General features: G+C 60.6%; 23 protein-coding genes. 3 read left to right on the top strand and 20 right to left on the bottom strand.

All coding sequences use genetic code 11. From position 1 onward, the window contains the following. Nucleotides 1–104: 104 nt before the first annotated feature. From BFP95_RS06060 to BFP95_RS05975, 18 genes are all read right to left on the bottom strand, one after another. Nucleotides 105–2,180: a YjbH domain-containing protein gene (locus BFP95_RS06060; RefSeq protein ID WP_065909586.1), complete on the bottom strand. Its 2,076-nt coding sequence runs from the start codon at nucleotides 2,178–2,180 to the stop codon at nucleotides 105–107. Next, the gene (locus tag BFP95_RS06055; RefSeq protein ID WP_065909585.1) at nucleotides 2,177–2,944 is read right to left on the bottom strand and encodes a capsule biosynthesis GfcC family protein; all 768 of its coding nucleotides are present in this window, start codon (nucleotides 2,942–2,944) and stop codon (nucleotides 2,177–2,179) included. Before BFP95_RS06055 ends, BFP95_RS06060 begins: the two co-directional genes overlap by 4 nt. Then, the gene (locus tag BFP95_RS06050) at nucleotides 2,941–3,594 is read right to left on the bottom strand and encodes a YjbF family lipoprotein (protein ID WP_371914453.1); all 654 of its coding nucleotides are present in this window, start codon (nucleotides 3,592–3,594) and stop codon (nucleotides 2,941–2,943) included. Before BFP95_RS06050 ends, BFP95_RS06055 begins: the two co-directional genes overlap by 4 nt. A gap of 12 nt (nucleotides 3,595–3,606) precedes the next feature. Continuing rightward, on the bottom strand, nucleotides 3,607–4,719 hold the full coding sequence (locus BFP95_RS06045) for a polysaccharide biosynthesis/export family protein (RefSeq protein WP_065876058.1): 1,113 nt from the start codon (nucleotides 4,717–4,719) through the stop codon (nucleotides 3,607–3,609). Nucleotides 4,720–4,805: 86 nt separating this feature from the next. Further along, nucleotides 4,806–5,045 carry a hypothetical protein gene (locus tag BFP95_RS06040; RefSeq protein WP_065881740.1) on the bottom strand — a complete coding sequence of 80 codons (240 nt, stop codon included), beginning with the start codon at nucleotides 5,043–5,045 and terminating at the stop codon, nucleotides 4,806–4,808. Nucleotides 5,046–5,225: 180 nt separating this feature from the next. Continuing rightward, nucleotides 5,226–6,635: a mannose-1-phosphate guanylyltransferase/mannose-6-phosphate isomerase gene (locus BFP95_RS06035; RefSeq protein ID WP_065881742.1), complete on the bottom strand. Its 1,410-nt coding sequence runs from the start codon at nucleotides 6,633–6,635 to the stop codon at nucleotides 5,226–5,228. Nucleotides 6,636–6,658: 23 nt separating this feature from the next. Beyond that, a complete protein-coding gene (locus BFP95_RS06030; RefSeq protein ID WP_065909578.1) occupies nucleotides 6,659–7,117 on the bottom strand; it encodes a GDP-mannose mannosyl hydrolase in 459 nt (152 codons plus the stop codon). A gap of 4 nt (nucleotides 7,118–7,121) precedes the next feature. After that, nucleotides 7,122–8,330: a glycosyltransferase WbuB gene (locus tag BFP95_RS06025; protein WP_065881743.1), complete on the bottom strand. Its 1,209-nt coding sequence runs from the start codon at nucleotides 8,328–8,330 to the stop codon at nucleotides 7,122–7,124. After that, nucleotides 8,330–9,307 carry a GDP-L-fucose synthase gene (locus BFP95_RS06020; protein WP_065909577.1) on the bottom strand — a complete coding sequence of 326 codons (978 nt, stop codon included), beginning with the start codon at nucleotides 9,305–9,307 and terminating at the stop codon, nucleotides 8,330–8,332. Before BFP95_RS06020 ends, BFP95_RS06025 begins: the two co-directional genes overlap by 1 nt. Before the next feature lie 2 nt (nucleotides 9,308–9,309). Then, entirely contained in the window at nucleotides 9,310–10,431 is a 1,122-nt protein-coding gene (gene gmd, locus BFP95_RS06015) for a GDP-mannose 4,6-dehydratase (RefSeq protein WP_065891220.1), read from the bottom strand. Between the two features lie 69 nt (nucleotides 10,432–10,500). After that, on the bottom strand, nucleotides 10,501–11,436 hold the full coding sequence (locus tag BFP95_RS06010) for a glycosyltransferase family 2 protein (RefSeq protein ID WP_065881748.1): 936 nt from the start codon (nucleotides 11,434–11,436) through the stop codon (nucleotides 10,501–10,503). A 1-nt stretch (nucleotide 11,437) separates the two neighbouring features. After that, complete coding sequence (locus BFP95_RS06005) at nucleotides 11,438–12,415, bottom strand: nitroreductase family protein (RefSeq protein WP_065909576.1); 978 nt, start codon at nucleotides 12,413–12,415, stop codon at nucleotides 11,438–11,440. Further along, on the bottom strand, nucleotides 12,412–12,963 hold the full coding sequence (locus BFP95_RS06000) for an acetyltransferase (RefSeq protein ID WP_065876049.1): 552 nt from the start codon (nucleotides 12,961–12,963) through the stop codon (nucleotides 12,412–12,414). The genes BFP95_RS06005 and BFP95_RS06000 overlap by 4 nt, the downstream gene beginning before the upstream one ends. Further along, nucleotides 12,960–14,123, bottom strand: a complete 1,164-nt coding sequence (locus BFP95_RS05995; RefSeq protein ID WP_065876048.1) for a polysaccharide pyruvyl transferase family protein — start codon at nucleotides 14,121–14,123, stop codon at nucleotides 12,960–12,962. Before BFP95_RS05995 ends, BFP95_RS06000 begins: the two co-directional genes overlap by 4 nt. Beyond that, entirely contained in the window at nucleotides 14,120–15,310 is a 1,191-nt protein-coding gene (locus tag BFP95_RS05990) for an O-antigen ligase family protein (RefSeq protein ID WP_065909575.1), read from the bottom strand. The genes BFP95_RS05995 and BFP95_RS05990 overlap by 4 nt, the downstream gene beginning before the upstream one ends. Beyond that, nucleotides 15,307–16,620, bottom strand: coding sequence for a lipopolysaccharide biosynthesis protein (locus BFP95_RS05985; protein ID WP_065909573.1), 1,314 nt, complete (start codon nucleotides 16,618–16,620; stop codon nucleotides 15,307–15,309). The genes BFP95_RS05990 and BFP95_RS05985 overlap by 4 nt, the downstream gene beginning before the upstream one ends. Before the next feature lie 6 nt (nucleotides 16,621–16,626). After that, a complete protein-coding gene (locus BFP95_RS05980) occupies nucleotides 16,627–18,846 on the bottom strand; it encodes a polysaccharide biosynthesis tyrosine autokinase (RefSeq protein ID WP_065909571.1) in 2,220 nt (739 codons plus the stop codon). Nucleotides 18,847–18,887: 41 nt separating this feature from the next. Then, a complete protein-coding gene (locus BFP95_RS05975) occupies nucleotides 18,888–19,328 on the bottom strand; it encodes a low molecular weight protein-tyrosine-phosphatase (RefSeq protein WP_065881754.1) in 441 nt (146 codons plus the stop codon). Nucleotides 19,329–19,627: 299 nt separating this feature from the next. On the opposite strand from BFP95_RS05975, the gene BFP95_RS05970 reads away from it, so the two are divergent. After that, the gene (locus BFP95_RS05970) at nucleotides 19,628–19,867 is read left to right on the top strand and encodes a phosphomannomutase (protein WP_256533248.1); all 240 of its coding nucleotides are present in this window, start codon (nucleotides 19,628–19,630) and stop codon (nucleotides 19,865–19,867) included. Further along, complete coding sequence (locus tag BFP95_RS05965) at nucleotides 19,864–20,196, top strand: hypothetical protein (RefSeq protein WP_065876042.1); 333 nt, start codon at nucleotides 19,864–19,866, stop codon at nucleotides 20,194–20,196. Before BFP95_RS05970 ends, BFP95_RS05965 begins: the two co-directional genes overlap by 4 nt. Here the strand turns inward: BFP95_RS05965 and BFP95_RS05960 are convergent. Beyond that, entirely contained in the window at nucleotides 20,148–20,768 is a 621-nt protein-coding gene (locus BFP95_RS05960) for a hypothetical protein (RefSeq protein WP_065909568.1), read from the bottom strand. The two genes, BFP95_RS05965 and BFP95_RS05960, sit on opposite strands and share 49 nt — an antisense overlap. Nucleotides 20,769–21,036: 268 nt before the next feature. On the opposite strand from BFP95_RS05960, the gene BFP95_RS05955 reads away from it, so the two are divergent. Next, nucleotides 21,037–22,119, top strand: a complete 1,083-nt coding sequence (locus BFP95_RS05955) for an LLM class flavin-dependent oxidoreductase (RefSeq protein ID WP_065876040.1) — start codon at nucleotides 21,037–21,039, stop codon at nucleotides 22,117–22,119. 133 nt (nucleotides 22,120–22,252) lie between these two features. Here BFP95_RS05955 and BFP95_RS05950 read toward each other — a convergent pair whose 3' ends face one another. After that, on the bottom strand, nucleotides 22,253–23,047 hold the full coding sequence (locus BFP95_RS05950) for a class II aldolase/adducin family protein (protein WP_065876039.1): 795 nt from the start codon (nucleotides 23,045–23,047) through the stop codon (nucleotides 22,253–22,255). Between the last annotated feature and the right edge of the window lie 126 nt (nucleotides 23,048–23,173).

The following is a 23,173-nucleotide window of genomic DNA, read 5'->3' as shown; positions in this document are numbered from 1 at the left end:
TCAGTTAAACCGCCGCTAAGGCGAAAGGTACTTGCTCCCTCGCCACAGGTACGGTGTTAGCCTTTGGCGGACTGGGATTAGACCTTCAAGCCCCCCTTCCCGCCTCACTCCGTCATCTTGTCGATGTTCTTGTAGAACAATTCACTGTCCCGTCCATCCGTCATCGAGTGCAACGAATAGGCGCGATTCAGCCGCGCGCCGCCGTCACGCGTCAGCGGTGCCCACACCAGGTTGGCGCGGCGCATGGTCGATAGGCTCATCAACTCATCGAACGGAATGGACAGATAGAGGCCTTTGTCGAAGCTGCCTTCCCCAAACTCTTCCTTGGACACGTTGGTACGGGTGATCCATGCACCGATGCGCACGCCATTGTTGAACTCCCGCGAAAGGCCCAGCGTCGCGCCCCAGTCCCTGGCCAGGTAGCGACCGACGCTCAAGGCGCCCTGCAGGTTGAACGGCAAGTCCGTGTAGCCGGTGATATGCCCGGTCACCGTGCGGTAATCGCGCAGGCTGAAATCCTGCTCGAAGCCGCGCTGGCGCACGTAGTTCAGGTCTGCCCCCACGGCCCAGCCCTGGCCCATCGGCCGGTACAACACTTCGCTGCCGACACCGGCGTACATCGACTCGAGCAAACCGCCGTAGACCATGCCGTACAGGTCCTGGTCCAGGCGCTGCGCATGGTTGAGCTGGAAGGTCGGGAGGGTGACGTCAGCGCTGGTCATGTACTTGCGCAGGTCGGTACGTACCCGAGGCAACCCCGTGGGCGCGTCATAGGTAAAACCGTCGTAGTTGTTCAACAGGTTGACGCTCAGCAAGCCGCTCCACCACGTGTTGCGGGTAAAGCGGTATTCGGCGTCGAGATCGGCGGAAACCTGGTAGAGCAAGCCATCCGGCCCGCCGACGTTCTGCTTATAGCCAAGGCCGATGCCATAGCTGAACGGCTTGGGCGGTTGGGTATAGAGCAGCGTCTGCGTGCGTTCACTGGCGCGATTGACTTCGACCTGGCGGTGCAGGTCCTGCAAGTCTTCGCGGTTGTTGACCACCTCGCGGAAGGTCTCGCGGGGTACGCTGGTTTCCTCGATCGGCATGGCATAACGTTCGCTGACCAACGTGAACCAATCAATCTGGTCGTTCACGCTGTTGTCCAGGATACGGCTGGCACGCCCTACCGCCTTGGCGCTGTGGAAGTAGCGCTGCTGTTCGCCATACACCACCAGCTCCGGCCCGCGTTGAGTGATGCGCTGCACGGTGTAGCCGGCATTGTCATGCAGACGCTGGGAGACTGCCGCCCAGTCCACCTGGTCGGGCGGTGTGCTCGGTGCCTTGGCCGGTAATGGGGGGGCCGGTGGGTCGTAGGTTTTTACCGGTGCCTTGCGGCTGGCAAAATTGGTGTGCAGGGTGATGCCGAACATCGCGGTGTTGCCGCGTTCCCAGGCAGCACTCACGTCGATGGAGTCGGCGAGCTTGTAGACCAGGCCCAGGTTGACCGGCGAGTCCTGGCGAAACGAGTTGTCCCGGGGTTCGTTCTTGTAGTCGTTACCTTCAACCTCGAGCTTGAGGCTCAACGGCGCCCAGGGCGTTTGGTAGGCGATCCCGCCAAACAACGCGGGCCGGCCGCGAAAATAGCCGTTGGAAAAGCTGCCGGAACCTTCGGCGGTGGGCCGCCTGTTGTAACGATCATCCAACACGCCCAATGGGTTGCCGAAATCACCGCGACTGCCCATGTAACCCCAGGCGATGCCGGCGCTGAAATCCACATCGCCATAACGCTTGTTGGCCACCAGGTACTCGCTGGAAAACAAGCCGGTGCCGCCCAGGTCCATGAACCCCAGTGCCACTTCCGGCAGCCAATGGCTTTCCTGGTACAGGCGCACTTTGGCGTCGACGGCCTTGTCCTTGTAGCTCTGGCCGCCGCTGAACGACTCGGCGCCATACAGGCGGTTGGTGATCGCGGTATAGCGAAAGGTGCCTTCCAGCCAGTCCAGCGGCTGCGCCGAAAAACTGTAGCGGCTATAGGGCTCGGTGCGGTTGGCGTTGATGCTCAGCTCGCCCGCGCGCGCCATGCGTGCGGTGGGGGTTTGCAGCAATCCCACCCCGCCAAAATCGCTTTGGGTGTAACGGGGATCGCCATGCGCGACGCCACAGGGCACCAGCAGCACGGCCGCAATACATAATTTCAAGGCGTGACCTCGGCCAAGGGTTGGGTGGCGAGAAACTCGGCCAATTGCTGATTCAGTTCAGGGGTGGGCGGGTCCAGGTCATCGCTGCGAATCGGTACCAGCAACGTGCTGCCGGGCGCAGGGGCTGCGCCGTCTTTGCGGTTCCAGGGGGCAATGCCCAAACGCGTGACCTGCCCGTCGGGCTGGATCAGCCACAGGTAATCGGCGTCCGCTTCCACGGATGGCGGGCACGCAGTGAGGTAGTCGCGCGCTTGCCGTTGCGGCTGAAATACCAAGGTGCACGCAGCGGCAACCGCGCCCAGCACACGCACGCTGTCAGGCCTCGGCGGGTACACCAGGCGGTCGCCCTCGCTGACCGGCAGGTTGGGCGCAAAACCGACCTCCACCGCCACCGGGTCCAGCACCGCCAACTGGCGGCCGGTCACCGGTAAGGCCTGCACCTGTTGATACACCTGCGCGGCAACAGCGGCACGGCCTTCGCGCCCCGCCGCCAACGCGGCCTGGTGCAGGGTTTGCAGGTCAAACAACACGCCGGCCTTGAGACGCGCCTGACCTTCAAGCAACGGTTGATGCAGCCAGGCAGCGCCCAGCCAATAGCCTTGGGCATCCGGTTGCGCCGCCGTGATCACCTCCAACAAGCGTGCCCCGGTTTGTAGCGCGATGGGGCCTGGGTTGCGTACCTGGCCGCTGACCGTCATGGCGGCCTGGCTCACACTGGCACAGCTGCACAACAGGACCAGCGCCGTGAGTGTTCGACGGGTCATCGGGCGTCCTTACGGGTGGGTTGCAACTGGGTAATGGTCAGGATCAGGCTCGGCGAAAGGTGTTGTTCGCTCCGCACAATAAAACCGTCGGCGGGGTCGACCCAGTAACGGTTGCGCGCCTTGAAACCAGCGCCTTCAACGTCTTCGTCGATGCGCAACAAGGCATAGGGCTTGTCGAGGATCTCGATGGTTTCGAGGCCCTTGCGCGTCATGCGGCTGGTCAGTGGGATACCCATGCGATAGCCACCCACTAAATCGATTTGCCGCGTACTGCGATAGCCATCCGGCACACGGTGCAGCCCTAGCTGGAACGGCGATTGCCCCTGCCAGTGCGTGCCATCCAGGTCGGTACCGAGGCCGACCGTGCGCACCACCAGGCCGTCACGCATCAGCAGCACCTGCTTGCCCGACGCCACCCAGAATTGCAGGTCGCCGCGCTGGCGAATCAGCGCCATCACCCCTTGGCTGGACACTGTGGTGACCTTGATCTGCGGGAACGGCACGGCATCCACCTGCGCCTGGGTCAACACCAGCGGCGCGGGCCCGGCCACGGCCGCCCTGAACGTGTCGAGGGAGGCGGTCATCAGCGGATTGCAGCCACCCAGCAGCCACGCCAACCCCATGTAAGTAGCGATTTTAAGAGTGTTCACGCAGGTTCCACCCTATCGGTTGCTGACTTCGCTCAGGTTGTTCTGAGTGGACGCGCCGATGCCGACGATCGTGGCGGAAGGGATCAACTGGCTGATAAAGCGGTTCCAGCGCGTGATATTGGCGGGGCCGACAAACACGACATCCTGAGGCTGCACCTCAAAGCGCGTGGCCAGGGCCATGGCCGAAGGAGAAGCCGCTTCCAGCTGGAACACCTTGGCCGGCTCTGCCGCGATATTCTGCGCGCCGCGGATCACATAGATGGCGTCGGCGTTGGAGGTGTTCTGGTTGACCCCACCCACCGAGCCGAGCACGTCGGAAAGGTTCATGCTGCGGGTCTTGAAGCTCAGCGCACGCGGCTGCATGACCTCGCCCATCACATAGATGCGTTTGCGGTCGTTGTAGGCCAGGTACAGCTGGTCGCCGTCCTTGAGGTAAATGTCGTTCAAGCGCGACTGCTCCAGGTTGAGCGTGTCGAGGTCCAGGGTGTAGCGCTTGCCGCCACGGGTGAGCGTCAGGTTCGACAGGTCGGCATTCAGCGGGTCGATCCCCGACGTGGAGACAGCCTCCATCACACTCATCGGGATGGTGGTGATCGGCAGCGGCCCCGCCTTGGCGACAGCGCCAGTCACCACCACGCGCTGGCTGGCAAAACGCAGCACGCTGACGTCTACCTGTGGGCTGTCGATGTATTGGCGCAACTTGTCAGTGATCTCATTGCGCAGCGCTTCAATCGAACGCCCCTTGGCGACCAGCGGACCCACATAGGGGTAAAACAGTTTGCCGTCGGGGTTGACCAGCCGCCCGTTGGCGTCGATCTGCTGCTGTGGACCGGAAGGTGCGGTGAGTTCAGGGTGATCCCACACGGTGATATACAGCGCGTCATTGGCGCCGATCAAATAGGGGCCAGGCTTATAACTTAATAGTTCCGCTGGTATGGAATAAGGCACTTGGGTTGCCGCGTCCATGGCGAGCAACTTTGGCGTGATAGGAATTAAATCCACCCGACTGTTTTCAGCCCCGCCCTCCTCGGTCAACGCCGCGGTATCCATATATTGGCCTGGGGCAAACATGCAGCCTTGCAACAATGCAGCGGCCACGGCCGCAACAGAAAAAATACGCATCATAGTGCTAGGACACTCGCGATAAACGACAAGAAAAAAAGACCACTTGGGCGGGGAATCCAAGCGGTCCAAAAGCGGAAGGCTTACAACTAGTTGCCGGTACCTGTGGTGCCGGTCGTGCCAGTGGTACCCGTGGTGGTGCCGCCGTTGGAACTGCCGCCGCTGCTGGATGCAGCGGCAACGCCGGCAACAAGGGCGCTGCCGACCAGCAGGGTTTCCCCTACTGTCACAGACCCCACCACGGCGGTGTCGAGCCCCAACGGCAACTCGGCAGCCAACGCGGACGTACTCAAGACACTGAGCATAATAATAGCCAGTGATTTCCTCATAACAGACTCCTTATCGTCAGTGAGTAGTCAGGCCGATAGTGCCACCCAACTAAACAGCACACCAGACAGGTAAGATTTAACGTGATTAGTTGAAAATAACGTTTTCCCGGCGAAGTGCCCGGCCGCCCCTGCATTGAGTGCTATTGAAGTTGTATAAAACGTTATTAATTGTCGGAAACTTCAGGTCCGTCCGTACTTATCTTCAAAACGCACAATGTCGTCTTCACCCAGGTAGGAGCCCGACTGCACTTCAATCAACTCCAACGGGATCACCCCCGGATTTTCCAGCGCGTGCACCTGGCCAATGGGGATATAGGTCGACTGGTTTTCCGAGACCAGGTAAGTCTGCTCGCCATTGGTAACCCGAGCCGTGCCGCTGACCACGATCCAGTGCTCAGCACGGTGGTGATGCATCTGCACCGACAGCTTGGCCCCCGGCTTCACGGTGATGCGCTTGACCTGGTAACGCTGGCCGTTATCCACCGAGTCATACATGCCCCAGGGCCGATATACCTCACGGTGGTTAAGGTGTTCATGCCGCCCGGCCTGCTTGAGCTGGTCGACGATGCCTTTGACCTGCTGCACCTGGTCCTTGTGGGCCACCAGCACGGCGTCCTTGGTCTCGACGATGATCAGGTCTTGCACGCCAACCGTGGCGACCAATCGGCTGTCGGCGTGGACATAGGTGTTGTGGCTATCCAGCAGCAACCCATCGCCGCGCAACACATTGCCGCAGGCGTCTTTTGCACTGGCCTCCCACAACGCCGACCATGAGCCAATATCGCTCCAGCCAGCCTGCAACGGCACCATCACCGCGTCACTGGTTTTTTCCATGACGGCGTAGTCGATGGAGTCGTCCGGGCACGTGGCAAAGGTCGCGGCATGCACACGGGTAAACGGCAGGTCCTGGCTACCGCCCTCCAGTGCCACGCGGCAGGCTTCGAGAATCGCCGGCTGGAAGTGTTCGAGCTCCTCTAGGTAGCGGCTGGCGCGAAACATGAACATGCCGCTGTTCCAGTAATGCTCACCGCCGGCCACATACTGCGCCGCCGTGGCCGCGTCCGGCTTCTCGACGAAGCGCTTGACCCGATAACCGCCCTCGCCCACCCCAGCACCTTGCTCGATATAGCCGTAGCCGGTATGCGCGCTGGTGGGCGTGATGCCGAAGGTCACCAGCTTGCCGTCCCTGGCCAGCGGCAGTGCCACTTCCAGGCTGGCATGAAACGCCGGGATGTCTTCGATCAAATGGTCTGCCGCCAGCACGAGCAGGATCGGGTCCTCGGCCTCGGCGACGGCCTTGCACGCCGCCAGGGCGATGGCTGGCGCCGTGTTTCGCCCCACGGGCTCCAGCAGGATGCTCGCCTGTTCCATGCCCAGCTGGCGCAATTGCTCGGCCACCAGAAAGCGGTGTTGTTCGTTGCAGATCAGCTGCGGCAACGCCACGTTGGCACCAGCAAGTCGCGTGATGGTCTGCTGCAGCATCGACAGGTGCGCGTCGGTCAGGCGCAGGAACTGCTTGGGGTTCAGTTGCCGCGAGAGCGGCCACAGGCGCGACCCCGAACCGCCTGCCATGATCACGGGTATTAACATGAGAGCATCCTTGGGACAGAGATTCAGAAGTAGGCACGGGTGTGTTTATGCACTCGCGGACTGAAGCGCAGCTCATCCTGCGGCCACCAGCGGTAATGCTGGTGTTGCTCGACAGGTGGCTGCAGCGTTTGGTCGTCGTCAAGCTCCAGGCAATAGCTGAGCACCACGTAGTGGGTGTCCGGCCCGGCCCCGGCGTTGGCGAAGACACTGTCATCGTAAAAGTGCTCGAACACCCCCAGCAGCCGTGCACTGGCGCGCTCGAATGTGCGCCCCAACTCATCCAGGGTGATGCGCCGGAAAGCGCTGTCCAGGCTTTCGTTTTTCTGGATGCGCCCACCGGGCACGAACCAGAAACCATAGGCCGGCCGGTTGACGCGCAGGCCGAGAAAAACATCGCCACGGCGGTTTCTCACCACCAGGTCGATCGCCACTAATGGCGTCGATGCCACGACCGTTTGGAAGGTCGATAAATCAAGCCACATACCATCAAACCTGTGCCAGAAAGCGTTGCAGAATGCGTTCCTTGTCGAGGAACTCCTTGGCGTAGTTCAACGCCACCTCATTGCGCGCGGGCAAGGCCAGCACCCGCTCGATTCCTGCGTTCAGCGCCGCGACGGATTCCGGCTCGATCAACACCGCAATGCCCGTGTGTTCCTGGCACAGGCGGCCGAGTGTGGTGTCTGGGTCGGCGGTGATAATTGCATTGCCACCCACCGCCAGGATGTTGGTGAGCTTGGACGGCAACACCGCGTCCGCCACTCCGCGCTTCTGGATCACCAGGTGCGCATCGGCCGAGGCCAGCAGCGCCGGTAAATCCTCGTAGGCCTGCAACGGCGCGAACAGCACATTGCGCAGGCCATCGCGCTGCACCCGTTCGAGCAAGCGCGCCTTGCCGGTGCCCTGGCCGACGACCAGAAATACCAGCTCCGGGCGATCGGCATGGGCCTGGGCGGCGTCAAGGATCAGCTCCAAGCCCTGCTTCTCACCGATGTTGCCGGAGTACAACAACACCCGTGCTCCCGGCGGCACACCCAGGCGCTCAACCAAAGCGTGGCTGTGCGCTACTTGGCGAAAACGCGAGGTTTCCGACCAATTGGGAAAAAACAGCAGGCGCTTGCTGTTCACACCTTTGCCACGGGCCTTGTCGAGCATGCCGCTGGAAATCGTCGAGACCCGATCAAAACGTCGCAGCAACCAGCGCTCGATCCCAAACGCCAGGCGCCGCAACAAGGAACCGCCGCCGATGCCCAGGCCGAACATCGCATCCACTTCATAATCCTGGATATGCAACACCGACCGTGCACCGCTGAGCTTGGCCAGCAATAACGCTTGGGGCGCGCACAACAGCGTGGGCACCACCAGCATCACCAGGTCGGGTTTCCAGCGCAGTTGCCCCAGCACCGCCAGAAACGAGCTGGCGGAAAAGCTCAGCAGGTGCAGCAGGCGGGTCAACGCGGTGGGCTGGCGCGGCACATACAGTGGGCAGCGAATCACCGTCACGCCCGCGTCCTGCTCGGTGCGAAAGCGCCACGGCGAATACCCTTCGCCCACCTGCCACTGTGGGTAATACGGTGGCGCCGTCACCACTCGCACCTCATGCCCCTGCTCGGCCAACCAGCGTGCCTGTTCACCGCTGTACTTGCCGATACCGGTGAGTTCCGGGCTGTAATTGATGCCATACAGAAGGATTTTCATCACTGGCCCCGAGGCTGTTCGAGGGCCGCGAGATAAGCGTTGTAGGCGTCGCGCAAGCCCTCCTCCAGCGGCACGTAGGCCTCCCAGCCAAGGGCATTGATACGGCTCACATCCAGCAACTTGCGTGGCGCGCCATCGGGCTTGCTGGCGTCGAAGCGCAAACGCCCCTGGAAGCCGGTCACGCGTACCAGGGCCTGGGCCAGTTCGGCGATGGTGCAATCCATTCCGGTGCCGACGTTCAGGTGCGAGCACATTGGCTGGGTCTGCTCGCGGTAACGCGCGGCGTCGAGTTCCATGACATGCACGCTGGCCGCCGCCATGTCATCCACATGTAAAAACTCACGTCGCGGCCGGCCACTGCCCCAGATCACCACCTCCTCATCACCGCGCTGGGTCGCCTCATGGAAACGCCGCAACAAGGCTGCGATGACATGGCTGTTTTCCGGGTGATAGTTATCGCCCGGCCCGTACAGGTTGGTCGGCATCACACTGCGGTAATCGCGGCCATGCTGGCGGTTGTAGCTCTCGCACAGCTTGATCCCGGCAATCTTGGCCACCGCATAAGGCTCGTTGGTGGGTTCCAGCGCGCCATCTAACAACACCGCCTCGATCATCGGTTGCGGCGCATGCACCGGGTAAATGCACGACGAACCGAGGAACAACAGGTGCTGCACGCCATGGCTGTGGGCGGCATGGATCACGTTGGCCTGGATCATCAGGTTCTGGTAGATGAAATCCGCCGGGTAAGTCGCGTTGGCATGAATCCCGCCCACCTTGGCAGCCGCCAGGTACACCTGGTCCACACGCTGCTTGGCGAAATACGCCTGCACCGCCGCCGGGTCGAGCAGGTCCAGCTCATTGCGGCCGGCGGTGAGGATCTGCGTATACCCCAGCGCCCACAGCCGGCGCACGATGGCCGAGCCGACCATGCCACGATGGCCGGCGACAAAGATCCGCGCATCAAGATCACGTGCCATGCTCAGTTCTCCACGGCAATCGGTGCGTCATGCCCGTGCAGGCGCAACAGGGCGTGGCGCCGGGCGATCTTCAGGTCTTCGCGGACCATCTCCGCGCACATTTCCTGCGCCGTGATCTCAGGCACCCAACCGAGCGAGCGTTTGGCCTTGGACGGGTCACCGAGCAGCGTCTCGACTTCTGCCGGGCGGAAGTAACGCGGGTCGACGCGCACAATCACATCGCCCACCAGGATGCCCGGCGCCAGGTCGCCGTCGATGTGCTCGACCACCGCCACCTCGTCCACGCCCTCACCGACAAAGCGCAAGCCCAGTCCCAGTTCCGCCGCCGACCAGCGGATAAAATCACGCACCGAATACTGCACGCCGGTGGCGATCACAAAGTCCTCGGGGCTGTCCTGTTGCAGCATCATCCACTGCATGCGCACGTAATCCTTGGCATGCCCCCAATCGCGCAGGGCATCCATGTTGCCCATGTACAGGCACGGCTCCAGGCCCAGGGCGATGTTGGCCAGGGCGCGGGTGATCTTGCGTGTCACGAAGGTCTCACCGCGACGCGGCGACTCGTGATTGAACAGAATCCCGTTGCACGCATACAGCCCATAGGCCTCGCGGAAATTCACGGTGATCCAGTAGGCGTACAGCTTGGCCACGGCATAGGGCGAACGCGGGTAGAACGGCGTGGTTTCCTTCTGCGGGGTCTCCTGCACCAGCCCGTATAATTCGGAGGTCGAGGCCTGGTAGAAACGGGTCTTCTTTTCCAGGCCAAGCAGGCGTATTGCTTCGAGAATGCGCAAGGTGCCCAGGGCGTCCACATCGGCGGTGTATTCCGGCGAATCGAAGCTCACCGCCACGTGGGATTGCGCACCGAGGTTATAGATCTCATCGGGCTGGATCTGCTGGATGATGCGCGTCAGGTTCGACGAATCCGCCAGGTCGCCATAGTGCAGGATCAGGTTTTTATGCAGGGCCTGCGGGTCCTGGTAAATGTGATCGATACGCTGCGTATTGAACGACGAAGAACGTCGCTTGAGGCCGTGCACGGTATAGCCTTTTTCCAGCAGCAGTTCCGCCAGATACGAGCCATCCTGACCGGTAATTCCGGTGATAAGCGCGACTTTATTCATGTCTGTCTCCCAATTGATAGGCGAGCGAAGGCCGACACCCAAACTTGGGTGTTTGTTAAAAACGGTCAGTTACTTCGGTGTGGGCAGGTTCAAGTTATGTCCGGTCAACTTTGAAAGTTCCCGGACAATGGCGTCCTTATCGTTTAAATGAGCAATCGCGGTTTCCAGTTCGAGCACCTTGGCGCCCACCAGGAAGCGGTACCAATAGCCCTGCAGCAAGTGATAGACCAAGCCGCTGCGGCCATCGAGAAACCCCAGTTGGATGATGTAGCGCCACAAGAAATACGCCGTCGAACTCAGGGTGAACGGCACGCGGTTATACACACGGTTCTTGACCAGGCGCTTGGCCTTGGCCTGGAACGAACTCTGCCCCGTATGCAGCTCATCGCGGATCGCGAACAACCCGAGCCGTGCGTTAAGCACTTCAATCGCTTCACGGGTGGCGTAGCCGTTGTGCTTGTGGGTGAAGAACGTCAAGTCATGCAGGTTATGGTCGGCAAACCCACCCTCCAGGGTGATCGTGCGGCCCTCAGCCACCGAAATGTGCTCGTCCATCCAGCGGTCTTCCATGCGACCGAGGCCGGTGCGCCACAACCGCAGCATCTTCAGAGGGTAGCGCCCGCCATGGCGTACCCAGCGGCCCATGAAAATATGCTTGCGCTTGAAGTTGATGCCGGTGATATCACTGGCCAACGTCGGCAGCCGCGTGTTGATCTCGGCGGCAAGGTCAGCCTCAATGATTTCATCGGCGTCCAGGCGCAAGGTCCAATTACCGGTTATGGGCAAATGGTCCAGCGCCCACTGGAACTGCTTGGCCTGGTTGACGAAGGGGTGCTGCACCACCAGCGCGCCGTGGCGACGCGCGATGTCGCAGGTGTCGTCGGTGGAGAACGAATCCACCACCAGCACTTCATCACTGAAGGCCCGCACCGAATCGATGGCCCGGGCGATGTGCAGGCTTTCGTTGTAGGTGAGGATGATCACGCTGATGGTTTCGCGCTTCATATCAACCTCCGTGCAGTTGCAGGACTTCGGTGGTCAGCCTGCGTGGTGAACGCGCGGCGCGGAAATGGCTCTCCAGGGGTAGGCCCACGGCGATCATCATGATCAGCCGCTCGCTGGCAGGAATGGCGCCGATGCTGCGGATTTTCTTTTCCACCGAATTGAGGATCGCCAGGTTCAGCGGACACGCACCGAGACCGTTGGCGTGGCACGCCAACAAAAGCCCCATAGAAAACAGGGCGCCGTCGACGTAAAGCTGGTTGCGTTGGCCGGCACCGCCCCAGGCGGTGACTTCAGAAGTAACCACAAACAGGTTGTCCACCGACTGGGCAAAGCCGCGCGATCCACCTTGCAGCTCAAGCAATTGCGCGATCACTTCACGGTCCTGGTACACATGAACTCGCGATGACTGGCGATTGCACTGCGAGGGTGACGACTGCGCCAGCTCCACCAGCGACGTCAGCAGGTGGCTGTCGATCTTGCCGGCCTGGAACATCCGGCAACTGGAGCGTGATTGCAGGAATGCCTTGGCATCAAGCCCACCACTGCCCGGCCACGCCGCGGCGCGCTTGATGCCGCCCGTACCGAGGGTACCGTCGCGCTTGAGGTGCTCAACATAGGCATCCAGGTAAAACACGAATTCGTCGCTCACGCCTAGGGTGCGGTGCAAGTCGAGGTAGCCCTGGAAAGCGCCAAGGGCCATCTCAAATGGCAACGCCGAATAGGTGCGATCGTATTCGTTGAGCATATGGATGATGCCGTTGATCTTGTCCTTACCGAATAGCGGTTTGGGCTCCTTGAGGGACAAGCCTTTTTCCACGGTGTGGGTTTCGATCAGGATCTTGTAGAACAGCTTCTTGTTGCGGCTCTCCAGCGGCGAGTAACCGTTGTGGCGAATAAACATGAGCATGTCGCGAAAGAATTCGCTGACGAAAAACATCAACTTCCACGCCTTATCCATCATGCGTTTCAACTGTTTCATAGTGTGATGTCTCTCGGTTTGAGGGGTCGGCACGGCGCACCAACGCAAATCATCCAGGCCGGCAGGTTGGCGATGACTACTGATCGCGCGCCCACCACGCAGCCCTCCTCCAGCACGCAGCCGGGATGGATAAAGGATTCGGCAGCCACCCACACGTGGTCCTTGATCAGGATTTCGCGCGTCACCAAGGGCCGCAGCAGGCTGCGGGTATCGTGGGTGCCTGTGCACAGGAAGCTGCGCTGGCTGATGGCGACCTTCGAACCCAGGGTGATCCTGGCCATGGCGTACACATCCACGCCGTCAGCAATGGCGGTGTAATCGCCGATCTCCAGATTCCACGGGGCCCAGATGCTGCACGTAGGCGCAATCCGGCAACCCACGCCGACCTTGGCGCCAAAGCGACGCAGCAACCAACTGCGCCAGCCGTGCAGCATCCAGCGCGGTGTGGGGCGAAACAGCAGTTGGTAGACGACGCCCCACAACAGGCGCCGGGCCTTGTTGCTACGGGGCAAGGTGTCGACATACTTGAGTTGGGCAAAATCGCTCATGAGTGCAGCGCCGCCAGTTGTTCCAACAGGTAGCGCTCGCCGACTTGCTGCAAGGCCTGGCGCCGTGCACGCACCGCCACCCAATCAATCGGCACCGTGATCAGGGCCTGAACCTGGTCGACGTTGTCCGCCGGTAGAAAGCGTTGCGACAGTTCCAGCTTCTCCAGCAAGTTACGCACCCGGGCATTCAGCGAGGCTTTGTTACCCGGCAACCCCACAGCAATAAAGGGCTTCTCAAAAATGATCGAGAACACCGTCGCATGAAAGGAATTGGTCACCACGTAGGCCGACTCCTTGAGCAACTTGAGCCAGTCCTGGGGGCCGACCTGCACGGTCTCGCCGATCTGCCGCCAGCGGCGGTGCGCGTTGTACGGCGAAACGATCGGCCCGGCTACATGCTGGGACAGAGCATGGGCCACTTCGCGCACGCCCACGCCCGTGCGCAAGGCGTAGCAGAACACGTGGCCAGTACGGGTCTGAGTGGCAGTGGCGAGCAGCGCTGAATAATCACGGTGCAGCAACGTCGGGTCGGGTACGCATTGGGCGGTGAGCCCGCTGACCTGTTGCACAATGCCCACACCGCTCTCTTCGCGCACGCTGATCGCTGACAGTTGTTTGAGCAGGCCTTCGGCCCGGGCGTGGTACTCGGGCTCCAGGTATTCCTTGCCGAAACTGGCGGCGTAGGAGATGCGCCGAATCGTCTTGTCGCAATCGAACGCCAGGAAGTACGCCGGATCCAGACCAGTCTGGCCCGAGGGGTTCCAGATCTGGTCACTGCCCGCCACCAGCAACTGCTGACCGGCGACGGCCTGGTTGAGCTGGTCGGCATGGGCGTAGCGCGGCTCCTGGATATTCAGGAAACGCGCTTTGAACGCCTGGAATTGGCGGGATTGGGCATTCGGCCCCAGCACCTGGGTTTTCAAGGCCAGGGCCTTGAGGTAAACCGCCTTGAGATTGGCTTTGAGCTGGCGCGGGTTGAACAGCTGCCGGATCTCGCTGCCATCCTCGACATAGGCCGGATGGTAGTTGATCAGGCTCACCTGCAGGCCCTGTTGCTGTAGCCAGCGCTGCAAGGCATAGGCTTGCAGCACGGCGCCGAAGTTCTCGCTGAAATGGTAGGTCAGTATCCCGGCCCTGACGGGGCGTGCAGATGCGCTCATGATCCAGCCTGTCTTAATAAGGAATGTGTAGGGTGTGCCGGCAGGACAAAGGCCTGGCGCGCAGGCGCGGCTTTGTTGAGCAAGCCGATGAACATCGACCACACCAGCAAATAGCTGCCATCAAAGGTGGTGAAGAACTGGTAGCTGGTCTTGAACGAAAAAATCAGCAGGATCGCCACCACCGCCAGCGACACTGGGTTGCGCGGCAGGGTGCTGAACAGCAGGCAGAACAACGCCACACCGATCACCCCGAGCTTGGCGATCACCCCCCAATAACCGTTCTCAATGTCGAACTTGGAGTTCTCGAACCAGCGTTCATCGTTGGTGGGCACCCCTGGCGTCAACTGCTTGGCCAGGCCATTGCCGAGAAACACCGTGGCCGGGTTTTCCAGGAACGACTCCTTGGCATGGGCGATCTCGAACGCGCGGGTCACGTCCTCACCCTTCTCTTCAAACAGGTAAGTGGCAAAGCGCGACACCGCCAGGGGGCTGGCATAGAACGTCAAGGTGCCCAGGGCGCCGATGGCGACCACCAGCACCGCGAGGGATTTGAGCTTGCGTTGGGTAATGGCCGACAGCAGGATCATCACCGCCATCGCCGCGAGGATTGTCTTGGATCCAGCGGCCAGCAGCGTGACGGCAAGGATCAGCATCAGGCCGATCTTGCGCTGGCAGCAGGCATAGAAAAACAGCAGCACCGCCGAGCTGGTGGGGAACAGCATGATGCGGCCCACCTCGTCGCTGGACTTGGAGGCGGCGTTGGTCAGGTCAATGCCAACCCCGTACAGGCTGACCTGCAGCAATTGGCCGAGGGCAAAGATATAGATGACCCGCTCGATGATCTGGCGGTAGTTGAAACGATGAGCCCGGGCAATTTTTTCCACATTGGCCAACACATAGCTGTAGCCGGCCAACAGCAGTACAAAATAGAAAAACGGAATGCCCGAACGCAGGAACTGGTACAGGGAAATTTTCGCGCCGCTGCTGACCAATACCTGCAACACGCTGGAGCCAATCACCAGGGCCAGTAACGGCAACGCACGGGTAAAACCACGCGCCGCATACACCACGAACGGCAGTAACAGCAGCAGCGCCAAGGGCTGCGACAGGTTGTTACTGAGCGCCAGCGGCAAAGCGAAAAACGTCAGCGGTAGGTAAAGGGTCAGTCGCGCCTGGGATAGCATCATGGCCCTACCTCCCCAGCACGCAGCACCCGCAGGTAAACCAGCACCACCAGTTCCGGCAGAGAGAGCAGCAAAGAGGCGCCCAGCAGCGGATCAATGCGCTCCTTGCACGCCAGCCACAGCAGCAAGGCCACCGCGCTGCTCACCGCATAGATCAGCGAAGTGCGGGTGTGACGATTGGTCGAAATGAGCATGGCCGCGAGGATGAACCACGCCACATTCAAGATCGTGTGGGAGCCGATCAGCGCCAGGGACACGCGGTCGACCTGCACCAGTCCATGGCTCCACAGCAGGATGATCTGCGGCCCGGCCCAGATAACAGCGGCATATACCAGCACGCACAGGCCCAGCACCAATGAACTGGCGCGCTGGGTGAAACGCCGCGCCTGCTCGAACTGACCGCGCCCGGCCAGCCGCGAGATTTCCGGTGTAAGGGCATTGCTGCAGGTGATGCCCAGCTGAATGATCAGGCGCATCAGGGTGCGTGCCATGGTGTAACCCACCACCACGGCCGGGCCGGCGATCTGGTTGAGCACTTGCAGACCGCCTTGCAGGGTGATCGCCTGGGCCAGCGGGATCGCCGCGCTGCCCAGCGCCGGTTTCCAGATTCCCCGAAACTCGGCCCAGGAGGCCGACGCCAGGCCCAATAGCGGCCAAGGTGAAATATGCCGGACAAACAGGGTCACCAACACTAGGAACAGCACTTGGCTGAAAAACATGCCCTGCGCCAGTTGCAGCTCCGAGCCGCCGAGCAGCAGCACAACGATGGACAGCACAATATCCAAGGTCCTGCGGTTGGCCATGATAAAGACCCCGCCGACAGTCTTGTCGATGGTCCGGAACCAGGCGTCAATCGGCCCACCCAGCAGACGCGTGCACAGGTAGCCGGACATGAACAGCACCACCAGACTGGCCTGTTCGGGGACCAGGGTCTTAAGCTTGAGCAGCCCCACCCAGTCGACCCACTGCCCCACGGTCAGGGCGAACACCAGCACCCACGCGACCACCACCAGGGTAAACGCCAATGCGGTCTGCACACTGCGCCGCGCACCGGGCACATCGCCTTGGCTGGCGCGCAAGGTGGCGCTGGTGGCCGAGGCCTGGGCCACCCCCAAGTCGAGCAGGCTGAGCATCGACGGGATACCGGTGAGCACCAGCCAGTCGGCATAGCGCCCCGTGCCCCAGGCATGCAGGAAAAACGGTACCAGCACCAGTTGCGCCGCCAACGTCACCAATTGGGTGTAGCCATAACTCAGCACGTTGAGGCGAAAACGACGCGACAACGAACGGGGCATTTCAAGCACTTTGTTCATAGCTCATCAGGCCTTGTCGGACTGATAGGCATAGCTGTAATAGCCGTAGTCGCCGTAGCCGTAGCTGGCGGAACGACGTTTTTCCACGCCATTGAAGATCGCCCCTTTGAGCTCAATGCCGTTCTGGTGGAAGCGCCGCAGGGTCAGCTCGATTTCCTTCGCCGAGTTCACTCCAAATCGCGTCACCAACAGGCTGGTGCCCGCCTGGCGTCCGACAATCGCGGCGTCGGTTACGGCCAGCAGCGGCGGCGTATCGATGATCACCAAGTCATAGTGTTCGCTGACCTCAGCCAGCAGAGCGGCAAAATTGGGGTGCATCAGTAGCTCGGACGGGTTCGGCGGAATCTGCCCACGTCCGATAAAATCAAAACGCTCCACAGCCGTCGGATGAATCGCCTGCTGCAAATCGCACCGTTTGGCCAGCAGGTCGGACAACCCCTCTTCCACTGCCTTGCCAAGCATCTTATGCAAGTAGCCCTTGCGCATATCGGCGTCGATCAGCAGTACGCGCTGGCCCGACTGCGCGACAATCGCCGCCAGGTTGGCCGAGACAAATGTCTTGCCCACTTCGGGGCTGGGACCGGTGATCATCAATCGGTTGTTCTTGGCCTCGATCATGGCGAAGTGCAGGCTGGTGCGAAGGCTGCGCATGGCCTCCATCACCAAGTCGTGAGGGTGATTGAGCGCCAGCAACGACGGTGCGGCCGAGCGGCCCTTGGCTGCGTTGGTTTCCTCGGCCTTCTGCAACAGGCTGAAAGGAATCGAGGCGTACACCGGTAGCCCGAGTTTCTCGATGTCATCCGGGCTTTCCAGGCCTCGGTTGAGCAGGCTGCGCACCAGTACCAGGCCGACCGACAACATGCCGCCCAACACCATGGCGAGCAGCACCACGATGACTTTTCGCGGTTCTACGGGCTTGGCAAGGTTGGCGTCGGCACTGTCGATCAAACGCACGTTGCCCACAGTCCCGGCACGCATCACGTCCAGCTCTTGGGAGCGGTTGAGCAACTGGGTGTAGATCTCTGTACCCACCTGCACATCTCGGGTCAGGCTGAGCAGTTCTTGCTGGGTGCTGGGCAAGCCTTCGACGCGCTTGGTCATCTGCGCTTGCTTGGCGTTGAGTTCAGCGAGCTTGGCGATCAACGCGCGATAAGCAGGGTGATGCGGAGTGAACTTGCGGTCCATCTCGGCCTGTTGCAGCTTGAGCTCGGAGATGCCGGTGTCCAGGGCCACTACTTGGTCCAGCACGGCTTTGGCTTCGAGACTGATGTCGATGGATTTGCTGCGGGTCTGAAAGCGGTTCAAGGCGTTTTCGGCCTTTTCCAAGTCGCGGCGCACCTGGGGCAGTTGGTCGTTGAGGAACGACAGGCTTTGCGCCGCTTCGGCCGAGGTGCGGTCGACGTTTTGCTTCACATAGAGATTAGAGATTTCATTCAACGTGCGAATCGCCAACGCCGGACGCGTGCTCTCCAGGGACAGGCTGATGATCCCAGATTCCTTGCCGCGCTCGACCACGGTGAGCAGGTCTTGGTAGTCGGCCACGGTATCCAGCCGTGGCTTGCGCACAATTTTGAAGTGTGTGCCGGGGTTGGCGCGTAGCTCCTTGATCAGGACCTCGACACCGTCGGCGGCAAATGGCACACCGACGCGACCTGCGGCGATCTGATTGCCGTCCTCATCAAACAGCGTGTAGGCCTGGTCAGCGCCGGCGACCAGTATCAACTGGGTGCCCAGCAACCCGGCAGGCAGGTTCAACGTGGTCAGCAACAGTTGCTCGCCACCGGCCGAGTAGCGGCTGAACCCAAACAGCGGCGGCGCGATATCGCCTTTGTGCTCCGGTGCGTAACGCCGTGCCAGGAAGCCGCCAATCAACGGAAAATGCTGCGCGGTGATGGTGATATCCAGCGCCAAGGTGTCCACGGTCTTACCGATGATGGTGCGCGACTTGATCAGCTCGATCTCAGTCACCGCCGGCGACTCTTTCCCCAGCAGGCTGCTGACATCAGAGAAACCAAGCATGTCGTTTTTCTTCGGTTCCACCTGGATCAACGCATTCGCCTGGTACACCGGCGCCGCCAGGATGGCGTAGGCCGCGCCGATCAGCATGCACGTGCCAGTAATCCCCGCGATCAGCCACTTATGATCGATCAGGGTGCCGAGCATGCCGAGCACATCGATCTCGTCACGGTGAGGGGTGTCCGGGGAGGCGTTCTGGGGTGAATACATAAATCGCGTCTTCGTCCTTGCAATCATTTAAAGAGGGAGCATCAGCGCGCCAAGCGCTGGGCCCAGGCCTGCGCGGCCTGTTCGATCAATGCATAGGCCTGCACAAAGGCAGGCTTACCCTGGCGATAGGGGTCGGTGATCTCGCGGTCGTGCTGCCATTTGCCCAGCAGGAACACCTTGCCCCGTGCTTCAGGGGCAAGGTTGAGCACACCGTCGATGTGCCGTTGCTCCATCACAAGGATCAGGTCGGCTTCGCTCACCGCCTCCACGCTGAGTTGCCGCGCTTTGTGCACTTGGGGCATATGCCCATGCTCTTGCAACACTTGCCCCGCCAGCGGCTCCAGCGGGTGATCACGCAGTGCTGCCAGGCCGGCCGAGCTCACCCGGATGCCGGAAGGTGCAAGCGCGACGCCCAGCAAGTGTTCCGCCGTGGGGCTGCGGCAAATGTTGCCGATGCACACGATTAATATCTTTTTGAACAAGGCAACCTCCCACGCACCGCATGCTTATTCTTCGGCAAAAGGGACGACCTTATTAACTAACCAACAACTAACTTCCGAGTAATTATGACCACAGCTGATAAAGCGCGACCATCTATCGCGCAAGACAAAAAATAACAACAGTTGTATTAACCGACGAAAAATAACATTCCAGTACTTTTCCCCCTCTACATAATAAAGTGCCGCCTGACTGCAACAGCGAAGGGACGGCCATGAACACTTCAAAGTTATTGGTAGAGCGTATTGGCCTATTTCCTTCTTCGGGAAATATTCATGTTGACGTGAATAACTCAACGCGCGTCGTCGAGCGCATGCAGCTGCTATATGGCGACAACTCGCTGGACAGCGATGAGTCCTGTTCCGGACTGTCCATGGTCTTTGCCGATTGGCGCTTCAAGTTGCAGGTCAGTGACGCATTGTCGGTGTGCCTGTGCGTGGAAAGCCGCGGCGACAGCCAGTTCATGCAGGTTAAGACCGCCGAGTTGCTGGCGAACATCTCCGGCACCGAGGAGCGGCCATGAGCCTGCTGGATGATGTGATCCGCAGCTATGCGCTGAGGAAACTCACGGGGATGTTCGAAGGCTTTGCCGAGCCGGCGATGGGCGCGCAGTATCGGCGCAATACCCAGGCCATCGGGCGCTGGCTTGAACAACTGCACGGCAGTTCCCCGCAGGAAGTCACCCATACGCTGTTCAAGCAGATGAAAGAGGCGCGGCGGCGCGGCGATGTGCGGCGCTTCAACGCGCAGACGGTGTTGCTGGAGCTTATGGTGGAAAGCAACCGGGCCTTGGACCTGGTGACTTACTCGGCCTTCCTGTGCGCCGCATCCGACCGCCAGGAAGGTTCTTGATGGGCGTGCTCGGCCCCCGACAGCGTGATTGCGACACGATTGAGCAGCAACTCTGCGTTGTACTTGGGCAACAGCGCACAGGCCAACAAGACCACCAACCCACCGCCGATAAACGAGGGGGATACCTCGACAGGGGTGGCTTCAATCCGCCAAAGAAACACGAGAGCCGCGCCCACACCCAGCACCGCGCCAGCCAAGGCTTCATTCAACGGATGGATATAAGGCGCGACGCAATAGGCACTGAACCACAGACTGGCCAATAACCCCGCCAACGCCGACGGCCAACGTAAAGCCGGGTTGAACTGGCGCGCCACCAGACTCGCGCCCACCGTGACCATCAGGCACGTGTTCATTGCATGGCCGCTTAATACGGCGATGTCCAAGTGTTGAAACGATAAGCCCCACCCCTTGAACAACACCTTGCTGAGTGCAACCAGTAAGTAAGTGGCACCGACTGTCAGTACCCAGGTCCGAAGTGCCCGAGGATTGGAATACCAGAGCCACACAGCAATGATTATCGCGGCCGGAACCATGACGGTGATGCCGCCATATTGCGCAAGTTCTGCCCGCATAAATCTCCTACCGTTGACGTGCCTGATTCGGCGCCCATCAGACCTCAGCCCAAGGCGAAATACAACGTTATCAATGGTCAGCCTTGCACTGCGCACCCTGCATAAAATGCGATTTACTGATAAAAATACAAAAACATGATTCTGTATTTTAATAATTAGAATAGAACCAAACGGCATTTTACATAGGCTGTTGCTGACCCTACCTTGGACGAGCATGACCGACCCCTACTCGGCGGAGGTGTTGATCCCTACTCGACAAGGACAGACCATGAGCATCGAATTCATCGGCTACATTGGCGGCCATCACGCTTCCGAGATTCACCCGCGCAGCGGCCCTACCCTGCAACCCGACTATGTCGAGACCGTGGCCCGCGCCCACGAAGACGCTGGCTTTGACCGCGCACTGGTAGCCTTCCATTCCAACAGCCCGGACAGCACGCTGATCGCCGCCCATGCCGCCAGCGTCACGAAGAAACTGCAGTTTCTCATCGCTCACCGCCCGGGCTTTGCCCAGCCGACCCTGGCGGCACGTCAATTCACCACGCTGGATGTGTTCAACGGCGGGCGCACGGCGGTGCACATCATCACGGGTGGCGACGACCGCGAACTGCGTGCCGATGGCAGCCATATCGGCAAGGACGAACGCTACGCACGTACCGACGAATACCTGAGCGTGGTGCGCCAGGAATGGACCAGCGAACAGCCCTTTGACTTTGAGGGCACCTACTATCAGGTCGAAGGCGCGCACTCCACAGTGAAGTCGCCGCAACAGCCGCATATTCCGCTGTATTTCGGCGGTTCTTCTGCAGCCGCGATTGCTGTCGCGGGGAAGCATGCCGATGTGTATGCGCTGTGGGGTGAAACCTACGAGCAGGTGCGCGAGACCGTGACCCAGGTTCGCGCTGAAGCGGCCAAGCATGGGCGCACGATTCGTTTCAGTTTGTCGTTGCGGCCGATTCTCGCCGAAACCGAAGCGCTGGCGTGGGCACGCGCCGACAGCATCTTGCAGCAGGCGACCGAGCTGGCAGAAAAAAATGGCTTTGTGCGGCGTGAACCGCCGAATGAAGGCTCACGCCGGTTGCTCGCGGCAGCCGCGCAGGGGTCACGCCTGGACAAGCGCTTGTGGACCGGGATTGCCGGGTTGCTGGGGGCGCAGGGCAACTCGACTTCGTTGGTGGGCACGGCCGAACAGGTCGCAGAAGCGCTGCTGGATTACTACGACCTGGGGATTACCACGTTCCTGATTCGCGGGTTTGATCCGCTCAACGATGCGATTGACTATGGCAAGCGCCTGATCCCCCTCACCCGCCAACTGATCGCAGAGCGCGAGCAGGCCCAGCAAGTCGCTTAATCAACACCACCACAAAACAGTGTGGGAACTGGCTTGCCTGCGATGCATACACCTCGGTGTTTCAGCGGTACCGAGTTGATGCTATCGCAGGCAAGCCAGCTCCCACATTGTTAGATCTTCAGTGGCTTGAAGATCAGTTTTTGTAGTCGGTATCGCTGCGCTCCAACTGCCGAATCAACGCATTCCAATGCCGCGCCACCCCCGGTCCTTCGCCATTGGCAAACACCTTGGCCTGCTGCTCGACCTTCTCCACCACGTCCGCTGGCGGAAAGATCAATTCCGCATTCCCCGCCGCCTGCGCCGCGACCTGGATGTTGCACGCACGCTCCAACTGCTGCAGCTGCTGGAAGGCGTGTTCCACGCTGCCCCCCGCCGTCAACAACCCATGGTTACGCAGGATCATCACGCTCTTGTCACCCAAGTCCGCCACCAACCGCTCGCGCTCGTCCAAATCCAGGGCAATGCCCTCATAGCCGTGGTACGCCACGCGCCCGGAGAAACCAATGGAATGCTGGGAGATCGGCAACAACCCGCTTTTTTGCGCCGACACCGCAATGCCGTCACGGGTGTGGGTGTGCAGCACCGCTTGCAGGTCGTGGCGTGCGCCATGAATGGCGCTGTGAATCACGTAGCCGGCGTAGTTGATGCCCAGGCCGGTCGGGTCGTCGACGAGGGTGCCGTCGAGGTCGACCTTGACCAGGTTGGAGGCGCTGATCTCATCGAACAACAGCCCGAAGGCGTTGATCAGGAAATGCTCCTCCGGGCCCGGAACACGGGCGGAGAAGTGGGTGTAGATGTGGTCGGTCCACTTGTACAAGGCCGCCAGGCGATAGGCGGCGGCCAGTTTGACGCGCACGTCCCATTCTTCCGGGGTGACGCGGCTGCGAACAGTGTTGGAAACACTGGAAATCGAGGTGACGCTGCTCATGGCAAAACTTCCTGGATGGCCTTAAGGACTTCCAGGCAGCCTATGGGATGCAAAAAAATAATAAAAAGCACATTTTAATCTAAGATAATTATTATTTTTTTTCATAACTACATTGGTCACGGCACA

Origin of the sequence: Pseudomonas sp. 58 R 12 (assembly GCF_900005865.1) — a bacterium.
Classification (GTDB): domain Bacteria; phylum Pseudomonadota; class Gammaproteobacteria; order Pseudomonadales; family Pseudomonadaceae; genus Aquipseudomonas; species Aquipseudomonas tritici.
This window is presented reverse-complemented; position numbering and strand designations above follow the sequence as displayed.

Coding starts and splice junctions, on each gene's coding strand:
- BFP95_RS05960 (WP_065909568.1), bottom strand. CDS start 20,768: ATGCGGGCAGAACTTGCGCAATATGGCGGCATCACCGTCATGGTTCCG.
- BFP95_RS06030 (WP_065909578.1), bottom strand. CDS start 7,117: ATGTGGCTTGATTTATCGACCTTCCAAACGGTCGTGGCATCGACGCCA.
- BFP95_RS06005 (WP_065909576.1), bottom strand. CDS start 12,415: ATGAAACAGTTGAAACGCATGATGGATAAGGCGTGGAAGTTGATGTTT.
- gmd (WP_065891220.1), bottom strand. CDS start 10,431: ATGAATAAAGTCGCGCTTATCACCGGAATTACCGGTCAGGATGGCTCG.
- BFP95_RS06010 (WP_065881748.1), bottom strand. CDS start 11,436: ATGAAGCGCGAAACCATCAGCGTGATCATCCTCACCTACAACGAAAGC.
- BFP95_RS06040 (WP_065881740.1), bottom strand. CDS start 5,045: ATGAGGAAATCACTGGCTATTATTATGCTCAGTGTCTTGAGTACGTCC.
- BFP95_RS05990 (WP_065909575.1), bottom strand. CDS start 15,310: ATGATGCTATCCCAGGCGCGACTGACCCTTTACCTACCGCTGACGTTT.
- BFP95_RS06035 (WP_065881742.1), bottom strand. CDS start 6,635: ATGTTAATACCCGTGATCATGGCAGGCGGTTCGGGGTCGCGCCTGTGG.
- BFP95_RS06000 (WP_065876049.1), bottom strand. CDS start 12,963: ATGAGCGATTTTGCCCAACTCAAGTATGTCGACACCTTGCCCCGTAGC.
- BFP95_RS05955 (WP_065876040.1), top strand. CDS start 21,037: ATGAGCATCGAATTCATCGGCTACATTGGCGGCCATCACGCTTCCGAG.
- BFP95_RS05965 (WP_065876042.1), top strand. CDS start 19,864: ATGAGCCTGCTGGATGATGTGATCCGCAGCTATGCGCTGAGGAAACTC.
- BFP95_RS06020 (WP_065909577.1), bottom strand. CDS start 9,307: ATGGCACGTGATCTTGATGCGCGGATCTTTGTCGCCGGCCATCGTGGC.
- BFP95_RS06055 (WP_065909585.1), bottom strand. CDS start 2,944: ATGACCCGTCGAACACTCACGGCGCTGGTCCTGTTGTGCAGCTGTGCC.
- BFP95_RS05980 (WP_065909571.1), bottom strand. CDS start 18,846: ATGTATTCACCCCAGAACGCCTCCCCGGACACCCCTCACCGTGACGAG.
- BFP95_RS06045 (WP_065876058.1), bottom strand. CDS start 4,719: ATGATGCGTATTTTTTCTGTTGCGGCCGTGGCCGCTGCATTGTTGCAA.
- BFP95_RS05985 (WP_065909573.1), bottom strand. CDS start 16,620: ATGAACAAAGTGCTTGAAATGCCCCGTTCGTTGTCGCGTCGTTTTCGC.
- BFP95_RS05950 (WP_065876039.1), bottom strand. CDS start 23,047: ATGAGCAGCGTCACCTCGATTTCCAGTGTTTCCAACACTGTTCGCAGC.
- BFP95_RS05995 (WP_065876048.1), bottom strand. CDS start 14,123: ATGAGCGCATCTGCACGCCCCGTCAGGGCCGGGATACTGACCTACCAT.
- BFP95_RS06025 (WP_065881743.1), bottom strand. CDS start 8,330: ATGAAAATCCTTCTGTATGGCATCAATTACAGCCCGGAACTCACCGGT.